Source organism: Streptomyces sp. WM6372 (genome assembly GCF_001279655.1).
Taxonomy (GTDB): domain Bacteria; phylum Actinomycetota; class Actinomycetes; order Streptomycetales; family Streptomycetaceae; genus Streptomyces.
On sequence record NZ_LGDB01000207.1, the window covers coordinates 41,796 to 59,691 of the forward strand.

Consider the following 17,896-nt stretch of genomic DNA (forward strand, 5'->3'; position numbering starts at 1 on the left):
CCGTACCGTGCACGAGACCGAGGTGGCCGCCCCCGCGGGCGTGGTCTACGGACTGATCGCGGACCCCGTGCAGTGGCCGCTGTACTTCCCGCCCAACGTGTACGTGGAGCGGCTGGAGTTCGACGGCGTCCACGAGCGGCTGCGGATGTGGGCGACGGCCAACGGCCGGGTCAAGTCCTGGACCTCGCGCCGGGTGCTCGACGCGGCCGCGCGGCGCATCGAGTTCCGCCAGGAGGTCCCCGCGGCCCCGCTGTCGGCGATGACCGGCACCTGGATCGTGGAGCCGCTGGGCGCCGAGCGCTCGCGCCTGGTCCTGCTCCACGACTTCTCGGTCGCGGGCGACCGGGCCGAGGACGTCGAGTGGGTCGAGCGCGCCACCGACACCAACAGCCGGGCCGAGCTGGGCAACCTGGCGCGGCTGGGCGAGCGCTGGGGCAGCCTCGACGACCTCGTGATGTCCTTCGAGGACACCGTCCGCGTGGACGCCCCGCCGGAGCTGGTCTACGCGTTCCTGGAGCGGGCCGAGCAGTGGCCCCAGCTGCTGCCGCACGTATCGCGGCTGGAGCTCACCGAGCCCGCGGAACTGCCCGGCGTCCAGGTCATGGCCATGGACACGCTGACCGCCGACGGGTCCGCGCACACGACGGAATCGGTACGGGTGTGCTTCCCGGCGGCCGGCCGCATCGTCTACAAGCAGACCCGCACGCCCGCACTGATGTCCGCCCACACCGGCGTGTGGACGGTCACGGGCGGAGCCTACGGCTCGACGGTCACCTCGCGGCACGGGGTGGTGCTCCGGGAGGAGGCGATCGCCGGGGTGCTGGGCGCGTCGGCCGATCTCGCGGCGGCCCGCCGGTACGTGCGCGAGGCGCTCGGCCGCAACAGCACGGCGACGATGACGTACGCGAAGCAGTACGCGGAGTCGGCGCTCGCCCGCTGAGGCGGGACTTCACGGAGAGCGCCCGGGGCTCCAGGCCGTCTCGACCGGAGCTCCGGCCGGTACGGACAGACTCTGGATCACTTGTGACGGAAAGGTGTGGCGATGTCGGTCCAGCAGGTGCACCGCACGTCCTATTCCGTGGACGTCAACGCGCCCGCGGGCGTGGTCTACGGGCTGATCGCGGACACGACCCAGTGGCCGCTGTACTTCCCGTCGAGCATCCACGTCGAGCGGCTCGACTTCGACGGCTCCCGGGACCGGTTCCACATCTGGGTGACCGCGAACGGGACCGTCAGGTCCTGGCTCTCGCGCCGGACGCTGGACGCGACCCGGCTGCGCATCGACTTCCGCCAGGAGGTCCCCGCCGCCCCCGTCGTCTCGATGGGCGGCAGCTGGATCGTGGAGCCGCGGGGCACCGGGCGCTCGCGGCTGGTCCTGCTGCACGACTTCGCGGTCGCCGGCGACCGGCCCGCCGACGTCGACTGGACCAAGGAGGCCACGGACACCAACAGCCGGGCCCAGCTGGCCACGCTGAAGGAGGCCGCGGAGGGCTGGAGCCGGCTCGACGGCCTGCTGCTGTCCTTCGAGGACACCGTACGGATCAAGGGGTCGGCCGATCTGGCCTACCAGTTCCTGTACGAGGCCGCCGACTGGCCGGACCGCGTCCCGCACGTCTCGCGCGCCGCCGTGACGGAGGAGGCGCCCGGCGTGCAGCTGCTGAGCATGGACACGGTGACGGCCGACGGAGCGGCGCACACGACGGAATCGGTGCGGGTGTGCTTCCCGGCGGCCGGCCGCATCGTCTACAAGCAGACCGCGACCCCGGCCCTGATGGCGGCGCACACCGGCGAGTGGTCGCTGATCCCGGACGAGAGCGGGGTCACCGCCGTCGCGCAGCACAGCGTGCTGCTGCGGGAGGAGGCGGTCGAGCGGGTCCTGGGCCCGGGCGCGGACCTGGCCGCGGCCAGGACGTACGTGCGCGAGGCGCTGGGGCGCAACAGCCTCGCGACGCTGGGGCTGGCGAAGCAGCACGCGGAGACGGCGATCCGCATGCTGTGAGGCCGACTGGCCCTGCCCTGCCCTGCCCTGCCCTGCCTGCCGGCCCCGTCCTGCCTGCTGTGCCTGCTGTGTCTGCTGTGCCTGTTGTGCCCGCTCCACCGGCACTCCATCGGCGTGTCAGGAGCGCGTCAGCGAAACGTGGGAGCCCCGCGCATACTCGACCCCTTTGAAGTGCGAGGCCGAGACGAGGGGGAGAGGATGAGCGTCGGTTCCGAGCAGGCCGGCCCGCCCGCGCGCCCCGGACCCGCACGTCCGGGGCCCGGACTGCCCGCGTCCGCCCGGCAGCGCGAGGTGCTGCTCGACGCGATGGCCGCCCGGCCGGGCTCCGGAGCGCACGTCGAGCAGGTGCACTGGCGCTGGTACGGGCCGCTGGACACCCGGCGGTTCCTGGCCGCTTGGCAGTCCGTGTACGACCGGGAGGCCGTGCTGCGGGCCGCGTTCGCGCCGTACGGGGCCCGGGGCGGGCCCCGGGTCGTCGTGCACCGGCGGGTCGTCCCGCAGCTGGTGCGCCATCCGTACGGATCCGCCGACTGGCAGACCCTGCTCGCGGGGGAGCGGCGGCGCGGCTTCGACCCCACCCGGCCCGGACTGCTGCGGATCGCGCTGCTCGACGAGCGGGCCGGGCCGGGCGGCGGGTCGGGTGCCGGCCCGGGGCCCGGGCCGACGCGCGTGATCCTGACGTACCACCACGCCGTGCTCGACGGGCGCAGCGTACGGCTGCTGGTGCGCGCGTTCGCCCGCGCGTACCTCGCGGAGGGGAGCGGGACGGGCGGCGAGCGGCGCCCCGACGTCCGCGACCACCTGCGCTGGCTGGCGGGCCGGGACCGCGGCCCGGCCCGCGCGTTCTGGTCGGCGGCGGCGCCGCCGGCGGGCGCGGTCACGCTGCCGCCGGGGGGCGGCGGCGCGGCCGGCCAGGTCCGCGCCACGGTACGGCTCGCCCCGTACGAGGCCTCGCTCCTGCGGGACTGGGCGGCCGGGCAGGGCGTCACCGAGAGCACTGCCCTCCAGGCGGCCTGGGCCCTCCAGTTGCGCCGGGCCGTCCCCGGCGGCGGCCCGGTCCCGGTGGCGTTCGCGACGGCCGTGTCCGGCCGCGGCATCCCCCTCGACGGGGCGTCCCGCCTGCCCGGCCCGCTGCGCTCTCCGCTGCCGGTGTCCGTGGAGGTCGACCCCGACGGGCTGTTCGGGAGGCTGCTGTCCGATCTCGCCGACCGGGCGCTGGACCTCGCGGCGTACGAATGGGTCTCGATGGGCCAGGTGCGGGAGTGGAGCGGCCGGGCCCCGGCCGAGCCGCTCGTACGGACGGTCCTGTCCTTCGACCCCCCGCCGCCGACGGACACGGACCCCCTGGACGAGGACCTGGCGGCCCAGGGCATACGCCTCACGGTTCCGGAGACGGTCGACGCGCCCGGTGGCCACGCACTGTCGCTCACCGCGCACCACGACCGCGAGGGCGGCCTGGTGCTGACCGGTGTGCAGGACCGGACCCGGCTCGCGGACGCGCGCGAAGCCGTCCACCACACCGCGCGCCTCCTTCGCGGGTTCCCCACCACCGACCGCCTGTCGACGACGGTGGCGGAGACCCTGCGCCTCCTGGGCCCCTGGCCGGCACCGCCCGTCCCCGCGGCCCGGCGCCGGCACCCGGGGCGCGGGACTGCGGTGCCCGGGGGCGTGGTGCCTGGGGGTGTGGTGCCCGGGGGTGTGGCGCCTGGGGCCGTGGAGCCCGGGCCCGGGAGGCCTGGGGCCGCCGAGCCCGGGGCCGTGGGGCCTTGGGGTGTGGCGCCTGGGGCCGTGGAGCCCGGGCCCGGGAGGCCTGGGGCCGCCGAGCCCGGGGGCGTGGCGCCGGGGGCGGCTGAGCCTGGGGGCGTGGCACCCGGGGCGGCTGAGTCCGGGGCCGCCGAGACCGCACGGCTCGTCGTGCTGCGGCCCGGCGCCCGGGCGGGGGCCGGGGCCGTCGTGTTCGTCCCGCCCCCGGGCATGCCCGTGGGCCGCTTCGCCGCGCTGGCCCGGACGCATCCGGGGAACGGGCAACTGGCCGCGCTCGACGCCCCGGTGGATGCCGCGGGTTGCGTGGCGGCGCTGCGGCAGGTCCTGGCGGCGGGTGAGCCGCTGGTGCTGGGGTGCCATCCGGCCGGGGCCCCGCTGGCCCACGAGATCGCCCGCCGCATAGCGGCCTTCGGCTGGCCCGCGCCCGCGGTCGCCGTGGCCCCGGACACCGAGGCCCTCTCCCGCACCCTGACGGCGGCCGCGCCCCGCTGAGCCGTGCCGCCGGCCTGGCCGTGCCGCCGGCCCGCCGAGCGGCGGCGGCCCGCCGAGCGGTGGCGGCCCGCCGAGCGGCGGCGGCCTGCCGAGCGGTGGCGGCCTGCCGAGCGGTGGCGGCCTGCCGAGCGGTGGCGGCCCGCCGAACGGCGGGGGGCAGGCGAGCTGCGGGGGTCAGGCGACGGCGTGGAGGAGGCCCGCGTCGCGCATTTCCTCCACCCAGACGTCCAGGTCGGCGCGGGCGTTCTCGGGAACCGTGCCCCAGAGGCGGGCGAGGAGATCGGCCGCGGCCGCGGTGTCGCCGTCGTACTGGCGCAGGGCGATCCACATCGCCGTGCCCACCGGGCCGCAGCGGTAGCTCTCCGGTCCGGCGGTGGACGCGGCCAGCAACTCCAGGCGGCCGTCGGCGTCCACGGAGGCGACACGCACCCCCGGCATCGGTCGGATGCGCACGGGCACCTCCAGGGCCAGCGGTCGAGGAACCCTCAAGCTATTACGGAAATCCGGCAGGATCCATGGAGCCCCCCGCATTCTGGGGTTCCCCCTCGCATACCCCCTGTACGGCTGATTCCCGGAGTTAGGGGGGTGGGCGCCCGCGTGCCGGGCACGCTTCCCCGTGGACGGGAACTCCGTCGCCCGGCACCCGCGGGCTGGAGGGGTGGTCGAGCCGTCTTCCAGGGCTCTTCGAGCGGAGCGGCCGAGCGTGGCACCCGGACCCCCCGAAGACCCGCACACCCGAGGAGCCCCCATGGTGACCTTCGTCAACAAGCTGACCGTCCACGGTGACATCGACCGGTTCCTGGCGGTCAAGGACCGTCTGACCGCCTATATGAGCAGCCAGCCCGGCTACATCGGCCACGAGGCGCTGCGCCACCTCGGCGACCAGCGGGTCTTCCTCGAACTGGCCGTGTGGAAGGACGCCCAGGCCCACGCCGCCGCGGTCCGCAGCGAGCAGTTCCAGGCCCTCGTCAAGGACCTTGGCCCCCTGGCCACCCCCGAGCCCGGTCTGTACGAGACCGTGGAGGCGGCGCCCGGTGTCCGATGACGCGGCCGCCCTCCTCGCCCGCCGGCCCCGCCGGCCGCGCCCGCCCCGGCGGCCCGCCGCCCCGCCCCTGACCGTCCTGTTCACCGGTCACGCGGGCCGCCGCCTCGCCCTCGGCCGCGAGCTGTACTGCGCCGTCCCCGCCTTCCGGAGCGCGTACGACGGAGTACGCGACGCACTGGACCCCTGGCTGCGCCTGCCGCTGGCCGCCGTGGTCTTCGCCCCCGAGGGCGGGGTGGACTCGGGCCTGATCCGCCGCGCCGAGTTCGCCCAGCCGGCGCTGTTCGCCTTCCAGGTCGCCGTGTACCGGCTCTGGCAGAGCTGGGGGCTGCGCGCCGACGCCGTCGCCGGCCAGGGTGCCGGGGAACTCTCCGCCGCCCACGTGGCCGGCGTGCTCACGCTGGCCGACGCGGCCCGGCTCGTCGCCGCGCTCGGCCGCCTCGTACCTCCCCGGCCCGCACCCGGCGCCGCGCGCGCCGCCGAGGCCGAGTTCCTGAAGGCGGCCCGCGAGAGCGCCACCGCGCCGCGGTCCGTCCACCTCGTCTGCACCGCGACCGGCCGGGCCATCGGCCCCGGGGCGGACGAACGCCCGCTGCGGCCCGAACGGCTGCTGCTCCAGACCCACCAGGTCATCCGTACCGCAGACGCCGTACGCACCCTTGAGGCGGCCGGGTTCACCCGCCCCCACCCCTGCGGGCCCGACCCCGAGGACACCCTGCCCGGCTGCGAACTGCGCGCCGCCCGGGCCGTACTGCTGCACGTCGAACGAACCGAAGGACAGGCCGCAGGCCGCCACCGGTGATCCCGGTGGCCGGTCTCCGGCTGCCCTGGGCCGCCGCTGCACGACGCCTCAAGCGGGTGTCGAGCGGATGCCCGCACGCTGAAGACCCGTAAGCCCGTAGGACCGTAAGCCCGTAGGACCGAAAGACCCGTACGGCTCGTACGGCCCGTAAGACCCGTAAGACCCGCAACAGAGGACGGACCAGCCCCGCGGACTGCGCGCAGCAGGCCGAGAGTCCCGGACGAAGGAGCTGATCTCCGCCGCCATGGCCACCACCACCGAGACCCCCACGCGTCCCGAGAGCGGGCCCGCCGGCCGTACCGCCGTCGGCCGTACCGCGGCCGACCGCCCCGCCGCCGATCACACCGCCGCGGGCCGCGCCGCGGGCCGGGCCGCCGAGGAGACCGAGGCGCTGCGCCGGGCCGCGCGCCTCGAAGCCCTGCTCGGCGACCCGTACGACCCCGCCAACCCGCACGGCCTCGGCGCCCTGTTCGCCGCCGACGAGCGGCGCGAGCCGCCCGCGGCCACCGAGCGGCTGCTCGTCGGGGCGGGCCTGGGCGCGGAGTTCGTGCCCGCCGAGTTCGGCGGTCGGCTCACCCGCGCCGACCTGCTCGTCAAGGTGCTGCGCCCGGTCTTCCGCCGCGACCTCGCCCTCGGCTTCGGCTCCGGCATCACCTCGCTGTTCGCGACGTCCGCCGTCTGGGCGGCCGGCAGCACGGCCCAGCGCCGGGCCACCGCCGACGTCCTGCTCGCCGGCGGGCGCGCCTCGATCGTCCACCACGAGCTCGCCCACGCGAACGCCATCCTGCGCGACGAGTTCACCGCCGCCCCGCTGGCCGGCGGCGGCTTCTCCCTCAGCGGCCGCAAGGACGTCATCATCAACGCCGCCCGGGCGCAGGCCTACGTGGTCTACGCCCGGACCGACCGCGCCCGCAGCCCCCTCAGCCACTCCGTCCTCCTGCTCGACCCGGACGAGCTCACCGCCACGGGCGGGCTGGCCCGGCTGCCGCGCGTCCCCACCGCCGGCATGCGCGGATCCCTCTTCTCCGGACTGCGGTTCACCGACTGCGAGGTCCCGGAGGACGCCCTCGTCGGCCGCGTCGGTGAAGGCGTCGCCCTGGCGCTGCGCACGTACCAGGTCAACCGCTGCGTCATCGCCGCGACCGCCGTCGCCGCCGCCGGCACCGTCCTGCACTCCGCCGTACGGGCCGCCACCACCGGCCGCAGCCGCCCCGTCGCGCGCCGCTTCCACAAACCCCTCGCCGGGGTCTTCGCCGACCTGCTGGCCTGCGACAGCATGGCCACCGTCGCGCTGCGCGCCCTGAGCCTGCTGCCCGACCGCACCCACGTGCTCGCGGCGGCCGTCAAGTACGTCGTCCCCGACCTGCTCCGCGAGAGCCTGGAGGAGCTGGCGGCCGTACTCGGTTCGCGCGGCTACCAGCACGGCACGCCCGAGTACGGGGCGCTGGACAAGCTCTCGCGCGACCTGCCGGTCGCCGGCCTCGGGCACGCCGGGACCGCCGCCTGCCAGGCCGTGATCGTGCCCCAGCTGCGGGCGCTGGCCGAGCGGGCCTGGTTCAAGGAGGAGGAGCCGCCTTCCGAGTTGTTCCGCTCCGGAGCGAGCCTGCCGCACCTCGACTACCGGCTCCTGGGCATCGCTGACGGCGGGGACTTCCTCGCCGCGTCCCTCGTCGGGTCGGCCGCCCGGCTGGCGGAGGTCCGCGGGGTCGGCGGGCAGCTCGCCGTCCTCGCCGACCTGGCCGAGGCCTTCGTCACCGAACTGCGGGCGCTGCGCGAGCAGTGCAGGGCGATCCCGCAGGGCGCCGCCGCCCTCGCCGACCCCGCCTGGTGCGTGCTCAGCGACCGCTACGCCCTGGTGCTCGCGGCGGCCGCGATCCTGGGCACCTGGGAGGGCCAGGACGGCAGCGAGCCGTTCCTCGCCTCGCCCGCCTGGGCGGTGCTCGCGCTGACCCGGATCGGCGGCAGGCTCGGCATTCCGGTACCGGAGCTGCCCGACGACTGCCTCGGGCAGGTGCTGGAGGAACTCGTACGCCGCTACCGGGCGGGCCGCAGCTGCGACCTCGACGCCACCGAGCTGGCCCAGTGACCGGAAGGGACACGCGATGAACCGGAACAACTCACCGCTGCTGAGCGTGCCCGTGCACGCGGCGGGGCCCGACGGGCCGTGGGCGGAGGTGGCCGCGGGCATGACCCGGTGCGGCAACGCCTGCGCGTACACCACCTGGGAGGAGTGGCCGGCCGAGCCGGGCTCCCCGGCCGCGCTGCGGATCCTGCTGGGCCGCGACTGGGCGCGCTACCGGGACACGGCCGACGCCACCGCCCGGCACCGTTTCGTCGCCTCCCGGCTGGCGATCCGGTACACGGCCGCCGCCGCGCTGGGCTGCGGGCCCGCCGAGCTGGACCTCTCGTACAAGCCGGGGGGCCGCCCGTACCTGCGCGGATTCGACCAGATCGATCTGAGCCTGACGCACACCGACGACCTGATAGCGGTCGGCATCAGCCGCAACGGGCGCATCGGCGTCGACACCGAACCCGCCGACCGCAGGCTCTCCTTCGACCTGCTGCAGGACCAGGTCTGCACCCCGGCCGAGCGCGCCGAGCTCGCGGCGCTGGGGGAGCGCGGGCGGGCGGCCGGGATCCTGCGGCTGTGGACGCTGAAGGAGGCGTACACGAAGGCGCTCGGCCAGGGCCTGCGGATGGGCTTCTCCGAGTTCGGCTTCGCCACGGCGACCAGCGGTGAGACCGGGCTGCTCACCCCCGACGGCTCACCCGCCACGCACGGCGAATGGGCCTTCGGCACCTACCCGGTGGCCGGGCGCTACCTGCTCAGCGTCGCCTGCCACGACGCCGGGCTGGACACGTCGCGCGACAGCTCCGTGTCCACGATGCTCGACGAGGGCTTCGTCGGCATGGTGTCGGCGCTGCTCGATCCGGCCTGATCCGGCTTGATCCGGCCTGATCCGGCCTGATCCGGACGGCTGGCCTGAATCACCCTGAAAGCCGGGCAGTTCCACACGGAACTCGCCAACTTCCATGTGGAACAAGACATTCCATGGCTGGAGCCATGTCGTTTGACCAGTTTTTACCTTAGAATTGACCCCGACTTGACTCGCCCTTTTCGGAGGCGTTTCCGCAGCATGCTTTGAGGGTACGGGGAGGGGCGTATGGACGGCGCCATGACCGTGGTGATCGCGCCCGGCACACCGCTCGCACTCGACCTGCTCGGTCCCCTCGACGCCCCGCTCCTGGCCAGTGCCCTCGCCATGGCCGCGCCCTGCGGGCCGACGCTGCGCCGGCACACCGCGACCCACCACACGCTCCAGCTGACCTGCCGGCCCGGTGAACGGCCCGCCGGCCGGCCCGGCCTGGCCGGCCGGCTCGCGGACCTGCTCACCGACCCGGCCTCGGCCGACGGCCGCCCGGGCTGGTGGTCGGGCGTACTGGCCGCCCTGCCGCAGCAGCCCGCCCCGGGCCGGGAGGCGCACCCCGCCGGAGCGCCCGCCGGACTGCCCGCCTCCGCCCGCCAGCGCGAGGTGCTGCTCGACGCCATGACCGCCCCGCCCGGACCGCCGCTCCACCTCGGACAGCTGCACCTGCGCTGGTACGGGCCGCTGGACCGGCACCGGTTCGACGAGGCGTGGCAGGCGGTCGCCGACCGCGAGGCCGTGCTGCGCTCCGCGTTCGCACCCGGCCCCGGCCGGGGCGGCAGCGGGCCCGTCGTCGCCGTGCACGAGCGGGCCGAGATCCCGGTACGGCACGATCCGTACGAGCCCGACGGCGCGGCCGGCGGTTCGCCGGGGGGCTCGACGGGCGGGGTGGCCGGCGGTTCGACGGGCGGGGTGACGGGCGGGGCGGCCGGCGGTTCGACGGGCGGGGTGACCGGAGGGGCGGCCGCCTGGTCCGCCGTGCTCCGCGGCGAGCGCGAGCAGGCCTTCGACCTCGGCCGGCCCGGCCCGCTGCGCGTCCGCCGTGTCGACGCGGAGCCCGGCGCCCACGGCCCCGACGCCCGGATCGTCCTGACGTACCACCAGGCCCTGCTCGACGCCCCGAGCGTGCAGCAGCTGCTGCGTTCCTTCCTGCGGGCGTACGCGGCCGAGGGCCGCCCGGCGGGCGGCGAGCGCCGCCCGTCACTCCCCGACCACCTGCGCTGGCTGGCCGCCCGGGACCCGGGCCCGGCCCGGGAGTTCTGGTCCCGGGCCGCCCCGCTCGCCGGGGCCCGTACGCTGCCCGCGGTCCCGGCCGCGGACCGGCCGCCGGTCCCCGGCGGGGGCACGGGCCGCGGGTACGGCCGTGGGTACGGCCGCGCGGTGGAACGGCTCAACCCCACCGAGGCGGTACGGCTGCGGGGGTGGGCGGCCTCGTGCGGGGTCGCGGAGAGCACCGCCCTGCACGCCGCATGGGCCCTCCAACTGCACCGGGCGGCTTCGCCCGGTCCCGGCCTCGGCTCCGAGCCCGTCCCCGTCGCGTTCGGGGTGACCGTCTCCGGGCGCGGCATCGCCCTCGAAGGCGCCGACCGGCTGCCCGGCCCGCTCGGCAACCCGCTGCCGCTCTCCGTGGACGTGGACCCGGCGGCCCCGCTGGCCCGGCTGCTGACCGACCTGCGGGACCGGGCGCTGGGCCTGGCCGCGTACGAGTGGGTCTCGGCCGGGCAGATACGAGAGCAGGTACAGGAGCAGAGCGGGCGCTCCGAGGAAGAGAGCGGGCGCTCCGACGAGCGGAGCGGGAGTTCCGGGGAACCGACCGGCCGTTCCGGGGAACCGCCCCGGACCGAATCGCTGATCACCTTCGACCGGGTGCCCGCCCGCCCCGGGGCGGGCGCGAGCGGCGATCCGCTGGACGGGGAACTGGCCGCGGCCGACGTGCGCGTGGGCCCGCCGGAGGCCGTCGAGGCGTACACCGGGCTGCCGTTCGCCCTCACCGCCCGCCACGACCGCGCGGGCGGCCTCGTCCTGACCGCCGACAGCAGCCGGGCCCGGCTCGCCGACGCCGACGCGGCCCGGATCCTCGCCCAGACCGCGCTGCTGCTGCGCGAGCTCCCGGAGGCGGACCTCCACCGCGCCACCGTCGCCGACGCGCTGACGCTGCTCGACGGCCTGCCCGTGCCGGGCGCGGTGGCCGCGCCGCAGGCGGCCGCGCCCCGGCTGGTCACGCTGCGCCCCGCCGCGTACCCCGGCGCCGGGACGGTGCTGCTCGTACCGCCCCCGGACGCGCCGCCGGACTGCTACGCGGCGGTGGCGCGGGCGCACCGGGGGCTTCAGGCGCTGGTCACCCTCGATGCCCCGGCCGACGCCACGGCCTGCCTCACGGCGCTGCGGCCGGTCCTCGCCGCGGCCGGACCGCTGCTGCTGGGCTGCTTCTCCGGGGGCGGAGCCGTCGCGTACGAGGTGGCCGAACGGATCGGCGCACACGGCTGGCGGGCCCCGCTGGTGTCGATCGGCGGCACCGCCGACGGCAGCCGGGCTTCGGCCCAGGACCTGTCCCGGGCCCTGTGGGCGGCCGCCGGCCACGAGTCGTGACCGGCCGTTCGGGAGGAGGCGCGGTCAGCGGCAGAGGGCCGTGTCCACGAGGTGCTCGAAGCGCTTCATGGCCGCCCCGTCCGACGGCTTGGCGGTCACCGCGACGTTGACGGCGCGGCCGGTGGCGCTGACTCCGCCCCGGGTCTCGTACCCCGGGAAGCTGCCGCCGTGGCCCCAGTAGACGCCGCCGCAGGACAGCGGCGTGCTCACGAGCCCCAGTCCGTAGCGCGCGCGGGAGTCGAAGGGGTACCCGGCGGGGACGGTGGTGCGCATCTCGGCGAGCTGGGCCGCCGGCAGGAGGCCGCCGCCCAGGAGTTCGGTGAAGAACCGGTTGAGGTCGGAGTTGGTGGAGATCACCTGGCCCGCCGCCCAGCCCCAGGAGGGGTCCGTCTCCGTGATGTCGCGCAGCGGCGCGTCCGCCTCGTCCCGGTAGTAGCCCCGGGGGTGGGGTTCCCGGATGGTCGCGTCACCGGGGGCGGGGAAATAGGTGTGGCGCAGCCCGATGCGCTGGATGATGCGCCGGTCGATCTCCTGGGCGAGGGGGTGCCTGGTGACCTTCTCCACGATCAGGCCGGCCAGTACGTAGTTGGTGTTGCTGTACGCCCACTGCTCGCCGGGGCCGGATTCGGCCTTGTACCGGAGGGCGAACGCGACGAGCTCGCGCGGCTCGTAGTACCGGGGCTGGATGTCGGCCTTGGTGTAGTCGGGGAGCCCGCTGGTCTGCTGGAGGAGCTCGCGGACGGTGATGCGGCGGCCGTCGATGCCCTCCCCGCGTACGAGGCCCGGCAGATAGGTGTCGACCGTGGCGTCGAGGCGGATCCTTCCCTCGCCGACCAGTTGCAGTACGACCACCGAGGTGAACGTCTTGGTGTTGCTGCCGACCCGCACCTGCCCGTCCCGGGGCACCTTCGAGCCGGTGGCCAGGTCGCCGACGCCCGCGGTGTACGTACGGGTGCGGCCATCGGGGCCGGTGACGCTCGCCAGAGCGGCGGGCAGGCCGTCGTCCCGCACCAGCGCGTCCAACCCCTGCTGGACGGTGTCCGGCCGGGTGGCGGCGAATGCCGCCGACGGCGCCAGTGCGCCGATCGCCAGGACACCGGCGGCCAGGGCCGTCGCGACCGTGGCGGCTCTGCGCCGACCACCCGGCTGCCGCTGCCGCTGCCGCTGCCACCGGGACGGACGAAACGTCTGCGACGGCGATTCCTGCTCACGCACGGGCCAACTCCTACGGAATCATGGGGAAACCAGCGGTATGTGCCGGTCCCAGCATGTCCGGATGCGGCCGGGCGGGACGATCCCGCCACCCACCCGCTCCGAGGTGGGGCTAACCCCCGATGCGCGTGGGTGATACACCCGTACGGGTGGCCGGTGCATGCGTCCCGGAGCGGATCTGTCAGGGTGGTGGGCCATGTGGGCCGTCAGGGTCCTGTGATGCGAGAGGGGAACGTCATGACCGAGGCCGAACTCAAGGCGCTGTTCGACGAGATCGACACGGACGGCGACGGGCGGATCAACATCGTCGAACTGGCCGAGGGGTTCAAGGCCGAGGGCGGCCAGGGACACCTCGCGGAAGAGGTCAGGAAGGCCATGGCGGCCGACGCGAACGGTGACGGGGTCCTCGACTTCGAAGAGTTCAAGACCCTGCTGAAGTAGCGGCGTCCCGGACAGCCCCCGCCGGTCCCGGCAAGGGACCGTACGGGGGCTGACGCGTGTCCGGCGCGGCCCGGCTACGCGCGGCGGCGGGGGCGGACGGGCCGGAGGGAGAGGGCGATCAGGAGGGCCGCCGCCGCGAAGGCGGCGCCCGCGGTGAAGCCCGCGGACATGGTGTCCGAGAAGTCGGCGTGTCCCGCGGAGGCGGTCACCATCAGGGCGATGCACAGCGAACCGCCCACCGACTGAAGGGCGTTGAGCACCGAGGCAGCCGAGCCCAGTTCCTCGGGGCGCAGCCCCGACGTGGCGAGCACGGTCGGCGGGATCACGCAGAAGGCCATGCCCGCGCCCAGCAGGACCAGCGCGGGCAGTATGCCCGTCAGATACGCGTCGCCGGGCCCGAGGACCGACAGCCACAGGTTCTCGGCGACCAGCGCGGCCGTGCCGATCGCCATCATCGGCTTCGGGCCGATCGCCCGCTCCACCCGTACGCCCACACCGGCCATGGCGGCCATCGTCACCGGCACCGGGAGCAGGCCGAACGCCGCCTCCAGCGGGGACCAGCCGTGGTGCTGCTGGAAGAACTGGCTCAGGAAGAAGTAGGCCCCGATCAGGCCGCCCGGCAGGACCAGCATGCTGGAGAAGGCCAGCGCCCGGTCCCGGTCCCGGAAGAGCCCGAGCCGGACGATCGGCTCGGCGGCGCGGCGCTGCGTAGCGACGAACACGGACAGCAGTACCAGGCCGGCGAGGAGCGGACCGGCGACGAGGACGTCGGTCCAGGGGTGTTCGGCCGCCTGCGACAGCCCGTACACGAGCGCGGCGGCGCCGAGCGCGGAGAGCAGCGCGCCGCGCAGATCGAAGCGGCCGCGGATCCGCTCGGTCTCGGTGATCACCCGCGGAGCGAGCAGTACGATCGCCAGACCCATCGGGACGTTGAGCAGCAGCACCCAGCGCCAGGAGCCCGCCGAGGTCAGCGCGCCCGCCAGCAGCAGGCCTCCGGCGGTGGAGGCCGCGCCCACCGCGGTGCAGACGGCGATGGCCCGCTTGCGGGCGGGCCCTTCCGCGAACGTGCTCAGCATCAGCACGAACCCGTTGGCCGCGGCGCACGCGGCGCCGGCGCCCTCCACGGCGCGTACGGCGATCAGCAGTTCACCGCTCGGGACCACCGCCCGCACCGCGGCGGCGGCCGTGAACAGCGCGACGCCCGCGACGAAGACCTTGCGCCGCCCCAGGATGTCGCCGGCCCGGCCGCCGAGCAGCAGCAGGCCGCCGAAGGCCAGCAGGTAGGCGCCGATGACCCAGGACGCGGCGAGCGCCGACAGCCCCAGGTCGGCCCGGATGCCGGGTAGCGCGATGTTCATGATGGGGTCGTCGAGCTGGATCATCGCGTTGCAGCCCGCGATGACCGCGAGCGCGAGCCCGGGCCGCGAACGGCGCGCGGACCGCGCGCCGGCCGGGGCCGCGGCGGGACGCTCGGTGACGGACGCGGACATGCACTGCCTCCCACGTGATGGCGTGACGACTTGAAGACTTGAGGACTTGTCGATGTGAAGCCCTCACGCTCCCAAGAAGCACTGGAGAAACACTGCACTCCGGAACGAGGCCCGTCGCTCAACGGAGCCGGGCCTGCGCCCGGGTCCCGCAGCTTCCGTGACCGCGCAGGCGGCACAGCACCCGCTTCACGACCCACGGACGCCCGCCCGCCACCCCGCTCCCGGAACAAGGAGGGGTTGCTGGGGCACTGTGAGGATGCGACGGTCGGCAGTGCTTCATCGCGAGAGTAACGACGTTCACGAAACCGTCAGCGGCAACACCGGGGTGATTCCACGATCAGGACGAGTTTCTCCGCAGGTCGGATGCCGCCTTCCCACCGGCGGGCCAGAGAGCAACTTCTTGAATCACCACCCGACGGTGACCGCGATGACCACCACTTCCCCGGGCTTGTCGACCCTCTCTGGCCATTTCGCAATCCGAGGAAAGAGAGGAAGATGCCATCAGTGTTTCCTGAGTACATCGATCAGTTTTCCCAACTCAACTGCAGCCAGAGTTGGATCAGCTGTCGTAAGAAACACCTTGGCTTCGCCCGACCAAGCATCCGAGATGACAGCATAAACCCCATCGGAACCGACGGATACCGCCGGCCATCGATCCGCCGGGGCTGACTTCCAAACCTCCTGACTGTGGTACGCCACGAGGCAGTTCATCGCCAGGCTTGGGTACACCTCACGGAGGGAAGGAAGGTCGGACGCAGCCCGAAGCAACGGCCAGAGCAGCGGCTCAAACCAGCTTCCTTCCGGGTGCGGTGGGGCGTATTCGGCAAGCAATTTCACCCAATCGCTCTCAGGTTCCAAGGAGCACGCCCTTCGCTCTCAACACGGCGCCGACCCGTTATGGAAGGTGGCGATTGGATCTAATTGTCGACTTTCTCTCGATCGGGCAAGGATCCGCCGGATTCGATTCCACGACCTACGGCGTTCCACCGCCACTCTCCTCCTGGAGCAAGGCGTCGAACTCGTCGTAATCAAAGAGCTCCTCGGCCACGCCCACATCGGCGTCACCGCCACCGTCTACGCCCACGTCAGACTCCGCTTCCAACGCGACGCCATCGACCTCCTCGGCCGCACCCTCCACAGCCCGACCGAAAGCACCTCCGAAACGTCAGTACCGACCTACCGCCTTGCGCACCGGCCGTCCGCTGACGTTGTCTCAACTACTGCCGTCAGACACCCCAGCGGCCCCACAAGAAACGAATCCGCTGGGGCCGCCGCGACTTACCGACACGCTAACTCTCACGCCCGCGTGCAGACCTCGGTTCAATCCTCAATAACATTCGGGCGCCGCAAGTTTGACCATCGTTCGTCAATTTTACGGCAGGTTGTGCCAAGGATGGCCGCACTGCCCCCTGCAAGATGTCTCTCTGCGGCGAGTATCGGCGACGCTAAACGCAGATACGAGAACCCGAAACGCCTTCAGGTATTCGTCGACAGGAAGATTGACGATCTTCCCCATTCGCGCACGGGCTGGCTCCATGGTGATCATTACCGCGGGGTTGGCCGTGGGCTTGACTCCCGATCGCGCCACGCCTGCGCGGCCATCTTCTGCTGTCGTGTGGGCCTGCATCGCGTAACGAACGACCTCCCTCAGCACCTCCTTCTGTGCGGCTTGAGAGAGGGAGGAGAACCAGATGGCACCATCGTCCAGCTGGCGGAGGCCTTGCGCGATCTCATTGATGATTCGCTCAGACTCTTTCATGGATTGTAACTCTGCCAGAAGTCTCTTCCTCGACGGCTGTCCTCTCCAGCCCCTGTCCCTCGGGGAAGAGAATTCTTCACGCCGTGTCGCTTCCTTGACGGACCATCCAGGACGAAGTCCCAGTCGGATTCGTGACCAAACCCGTTCGGATTATGCAGAGTTCGACGACCCTTCGCTCTGCTGCCAACCGCAATGATTGGATGACCGAGTTTATCCGCGGCATTCTGAATGCGTTTGGCATCATTCGGGCTCATGTCAGCCTCAGACCACGTTCGGGCACCTTCGCCGCAGTTATGGACGAGGACCGGCGTGGCGCCTGCGAGCACATAGTACGTGTGGAAGTCGTTGACGGTGGTGCCGCCGATGAAGCCGTCGTCGTCGCTCCGTCGGGGTGGCCGGAGTCCTTGCGGGTCTTGTTGGTGTCGCTGGTGACGCGGCCGTACGCGTCGTACGTCGAGGTGGAGTTGAGGCGGTACACCGGCTTGCCCGCAGCGTCGTACTTTTCCAGGACCGAGGTGCCGGTCTGGTCCGCGGTGGCGCCGGCCTGTCCGGCGGGCAGACCATCGAAGGAGGCGAGGGTGTCGCCGACGCTGTTCGCGGCCGTGGGGGTCTGCCCGCAGGCGCCCGAGAGAACCAGGGTGCGGGAGGCCAGCTCGGTGAGGGCGCCGCCGGGGCCGGTCGCGTACTCGAACGTGGTGCACAGGCGGTGGTCGGGCCGGGACAGGTCGCTCTTGTCATCGACCTTGGTCGGGCGGGAGAAGAGGGTGTCGTCGTACTCGGAGGTGCGCTCGCTGACGCGCCAGGTGGTTCCGTCCGCCAGCTTGGCGCGGCTGGTGACCTTGGCCGTGTTCTGGGCGCGGGCGGTGATGGCGGGCAGGTCGCCGGACTGGGCGCGGGTCGCGGTGACGTTCTTGCCGAGCCAGGGGGTGGTGACCTCGTCGGCCGCGACGGTTCCGCCGTCGCGGTCGTAGGTCTGCGTCTGGCGGACCCGTCCGGACAAGACCTCCTCGTCCTTGATCTGGCCGCCCTGGGCGTCGTCGACGGTGACGCTGCGCTTGGTGCCGTCGGCGAGGACGTCGCCGTCCATGCCGCGCAGGTACGTGGACACGCTCTTGGTGCGCGGGGCCTCGGCCGCGTTGCCGTTGCCGGTGCGGGTGGTGACCGTGGCGAAGCCGCGGAACTGGTCCCACGTACGGGTCTTGGGGTCGGCGAACTCGGAGTCGTTGCGGTGCCCAGGCCCTTGAGCACTCCGGCACCTTGTAGACCACGTTGATCAGGCCGCCGGCTCGGTGGTGATCTTCTGGACACGGGGCCGGTAGTAGCGGGGCGCCGAGGCGTCCGTACCGTCCGGGCGTCGTACGACACCATCGACGCGGTTG

General features: G+C 73.7%; 14 protein-coding genes and 2 pseudogenes. 10 read left to right on the forward strand and 6 right to left on the reverse strand.

The window, feature by feature from the left end; all coding sequences use genetic code 11:
- Nucleotides 1-7: 7 nt before the first annotated feature.
- The 3 genes from ADK52_RS27535 (at nucleotide 8) to ADK52_RS27545 (ending at nucleotide 4,255) form a co-directional block, all read left to right on the forward strand.
- A complete protein-coding gene (locus ADK52_RS27535) occupies nucleotides 8-940 on the forward strand; it encodes an aromatase/cyclase (protein ID WP_324615944.1) in 933 nt (310 codons plus the stop codon).
- 102 nt (nucleotides 941-1,042) lie between these two features.
- Nucleotides 1,043-1,999 carry an aromatase/cyclase gene (locus tag ADK52_RS27540; protein ID WP_053692536.1) on the forward strand — a complete coding sequence of 319 codons (957 nt, stop codon included), beginning with the start codon at nucleotides 1,043-1,045 and terminating at the stop codon, nucleotides 1,997-1,999.
- Nucleotides 2,000-2,197: 198 nt separating this feature from the next.
- Nucleotides 2,198-4,255, forward strand: coding sequence for a condensation domain-containing protein (locus ADK52_RS27545; protein WP_053692537.1), 2,058 nt, complete (start codon nucleotides 2,198-2,200; stop codon nucleotides 4,253-4,255).
- 174 nt (nucleotides 4,256-4,429) lie between these two features.
- Here the strand turns inward: ADK52_RS27545 and ADK52_RS27550 are convergent, their stop codons facing one another.
- On the reverse strand, nucleotides 4,430-4,708 hold the full coding sequence (locus ADK52_RS27550; RefSeq protein ID WP_053692538.1) for a PqqD family peptide modification chaperone: 279 nt from the start codon (nucleotides 4,706-4,708) through the stop codon (nucleotides 4,430-4,432).
- Nucleotides 4,709-5,003: 295 nt separating this feature from the next.
- Here ADK52_RS27550 and ADK52_RS27555 point away from each other — a divergent pair, with 295 nt between their 5' ends.
- From ADK52_RS27555 to ADK52_RS27575, 5 genes are all read left to right on the forward strand, one after another.
- On the forward strand, nucleotides 5,004-5,300 hold the full coding sequence (locus ADK52_RS27555) for an antibiotic biosynthesis monooxygenase family protein (RefSeq protein WP_053692539.1): 297 nt from the start codon (nucleotides 5,004-5,006) through the stop codon (nucleotides 5,298-5,300).
- A complete protein-coding gene (locus ADK52_RS27560) occupies nucleotides 5,290-6,099 on the forward strand; it encodes an acyltransferase domain-containing protein (protein ID WP_053692540.1) in 810 nt (269 codons plus the stop codon). The genes ADK52_RS27555 and ADK52_RS27560 overlap by 11 nt, the downstream gene beginning before the upstream one ends.
- A 244-nt stretch (nucleotides 6,100-6,343) precedes the next feature.
- The gene (locus ADK52_RS27565) at nucleotides 6,344-8,185 is read left to right on the forward strand and encodes an acyl-CoA dehydrogenase (RefSeq protein ID WP_053692541.1); all 1,842 of its coding nucleotides are present in this window, start codon (nucleotides 6,344-6,346) and stop codon (nucleotides 8,183-8,185) included.
- A 16-nt stretch (nucleotides 8,186-8,201) separates the two neighbouring features.
- Nucleotides 8,202-9,038 carry a 4'-phosphopantetheinyl transferase family protein gene (locus ADK52_RS27570; protein WP_053692542.1) on the forward strand — a complete coding sequence of 279 codons (837 nt, stop codon included), beginning with the start codon at nucleotides 8,202-8,204 and terminating at the stop codon, nucleotides 9,036-9,038.
- Between the two features lie 225 nt (nucleotides 9,039-9,263).
- Nucleotides 9,264-11,615, forward strand: coding sequence for a condensation domain-containing protein (locus ADK52_RS27575; protein WP_053692543.1), 2,352 nt, complete (start codon nucleotides 9,264-9,266; stop codon nucleotides 11,613-11,615).
- 24 nt (nucleotides 11,616-11,639) lie between these two features.
- Here ADK52_RS27575 and ADK52_RS27580 read toward each other — a convergent pair whose 3' ends face one another.
- Nucleotides 11,640-12,830 carry a serine hydrolase domain-containing protein gene (locus tag ADK52_RS27580; protein ID WP_078988643.1) on the reverse strand — a complete coding sequence of 397 codons (1,191 nt, stop codon included), beginning with the start codon at nucleotides 12,828-12,830 and terminating at the stop codon, nucleotides 11,640-11,642.
- Nucleotides 12,831-13,046: 216 nt separating this feature from the next.
- Here ADK52_RS27580 and ADK52_RS27585 point away from each other — a divergent pair, with 216 nt between their 5' ends.
- Complete coding sequence (locus ADK52_RS27585; RefSeq protein ID WP_078988644.1) at nucleotides 13,047-13,268, forward strand: EF-hand domain-containing protein; 222 nt, start codon at nucleotides 13,047-13,049, stop codon at nucleotides 13,266-13,268.
- A 74-nt stretch (nucleotides 13,269-13,342) separates the two neighbouring features.
- Here the strand turns inward: ADK52_RS27585 and ADK52_RS27590 are convergent, their stop codons facing one another.
- The gene (locus ADK52_RS27590; RefSeq protein ID WP_053692545.1) at nucleotides 13,343-14,758 is read right to left on the reverse strand and encodes an MFS transporter; all 1,416 of its coding nucleotides are present in this window, start codon (nucleotides 14,756-14,758) and stop codon (nucleotides 13,343-13,345) included.
- Nucleotides 14,759-15,692: 934 nt separating this feature from the next.
- On the opposite strand from ADK52_RS27590, the pseudogene ADK52_RS40530 reads away from it, so the two are divergent.
- Nucleotides 15,693-15,899 (forward strand): annotated as a pseudogene (locus ADK52_RS40530) (tyrosine-type recombinase/integrase); the annotation flags it as partial.
- Nucleotides 15,900-16,130: 231 nt separating this feature from the next.
- On the opposite strand, the gene ADK52_RS40535 reads toward ADK52_RS40530, so the two are convergent.
- From ADK52_RS40535 to ADK52_RS27595, 3 genes and pseudogenes are all read right to left on the reverse strand, one after another.
- Nucleotides 16,131-16,517, reverse strand: coding sequence for a DUF5958 family protein (locus tag ADK52_RS40535; protein ID WP_078988645.1), 387 nt, complete (start codon nucleotides 16,515-16,517; stop codon nucleotides 16,131-16,133).
- Nucleotides 16,514-16,870: pseudogene (locus ADK52_RS45095) on the reverse strand (hypothetical protein); the annotation flags it as partial. The pseudogene ADK52_RS45095 and the gene ADK52_RS40535, both read right to left, overlap by 4 nt.
- Complete coding sequence (locus ADK52_RS27595; RefSeq protein ID WP_053692546.1) at nucleotides 16,768-17,625, reverse strand: hypothetical protein; 858 nt, start codon at nucleotides 17,623-17,625, stop codon at nucleotides 16,768-16,770. The gene ADK52_RS27595 and the pseudogene ADK52_RS45095, both read right to left, overlap by 103 nt.
- Nucleotides 17,626-17,896: the final 271 nt, after the last annotated feature.

What these genes read in the sequence shown, in the direction of transcription:
- ADK52_RS27540 (WP_053692536.1), top strand. Translation starts at nt 1,043, where the DNA reads ATGTCGGTCCAGCAGGTGCACCGCACGTCCTATTCCGTGGACGTCAAC.
- ADK52_RS27545 (WP_053692537.1), top strand. Translation starts at nt 2,198, where the DNA reads ATGAGCGTCGGTTCCGAGCAGGCCGGCCCGCCCGCGCGCCCCGGACCC.
- ADK52_RS27555 (WP_053692539.1), top strand. Translation starts at nt 5,004, where the DNA reads ATGGTGACCTTCGTCAACAAGCTGACCGTCCACGGTGACATCGACCGG.
- ADK52_RS27565 (WP_053692541.1), top strand. Translation starts at nt 6,344, where the DNA reads ATGGCCACCACCACCGAGACCCCCACGCGTCCCGAGAGCGGGCCCGCC.
- ADK52_RS27570 (WP_053692542.1), top strand. Translation starts at nt 8,202, where the DNA reads ATGAACCGGAACAACTCACCGCTGCTGAGCGTGCCCGTGCACGCGGCG.
- ADK52_RS27575 (WP_053692543.1), top strand. Translation starts at nt 9,264, where the DNA reads ATGGACGGCGCCATGACCGTGGTGATCGCGCCCGGCACACCGCTCGCA.
- ADK52_RS27585 (WP_078988644.1), top strand. Translation starts at nt 13,047, where the DNA reads ATGCGAGAGGGGAACGTCATGACCGAGGCCGAACTCAAGGCGCTGTTC.
- ADK52_RS27590 (WP_053692545.1), bottom strand. Translation starts at nt 14,758, where the DNA reads ATGTCCGCGTCCGTCACCGAGCGTCCCGCCGCGGCCCCGGCCGGCGCG.
- ADK52_RS40535 (WP_078988645.1), bottom strand. Translation starts at nt 16,517, where the DNA reads ATGAAAGAGTCTGAGCGAATCATCAATGAGATCGCGCAAGGCCTCCGC.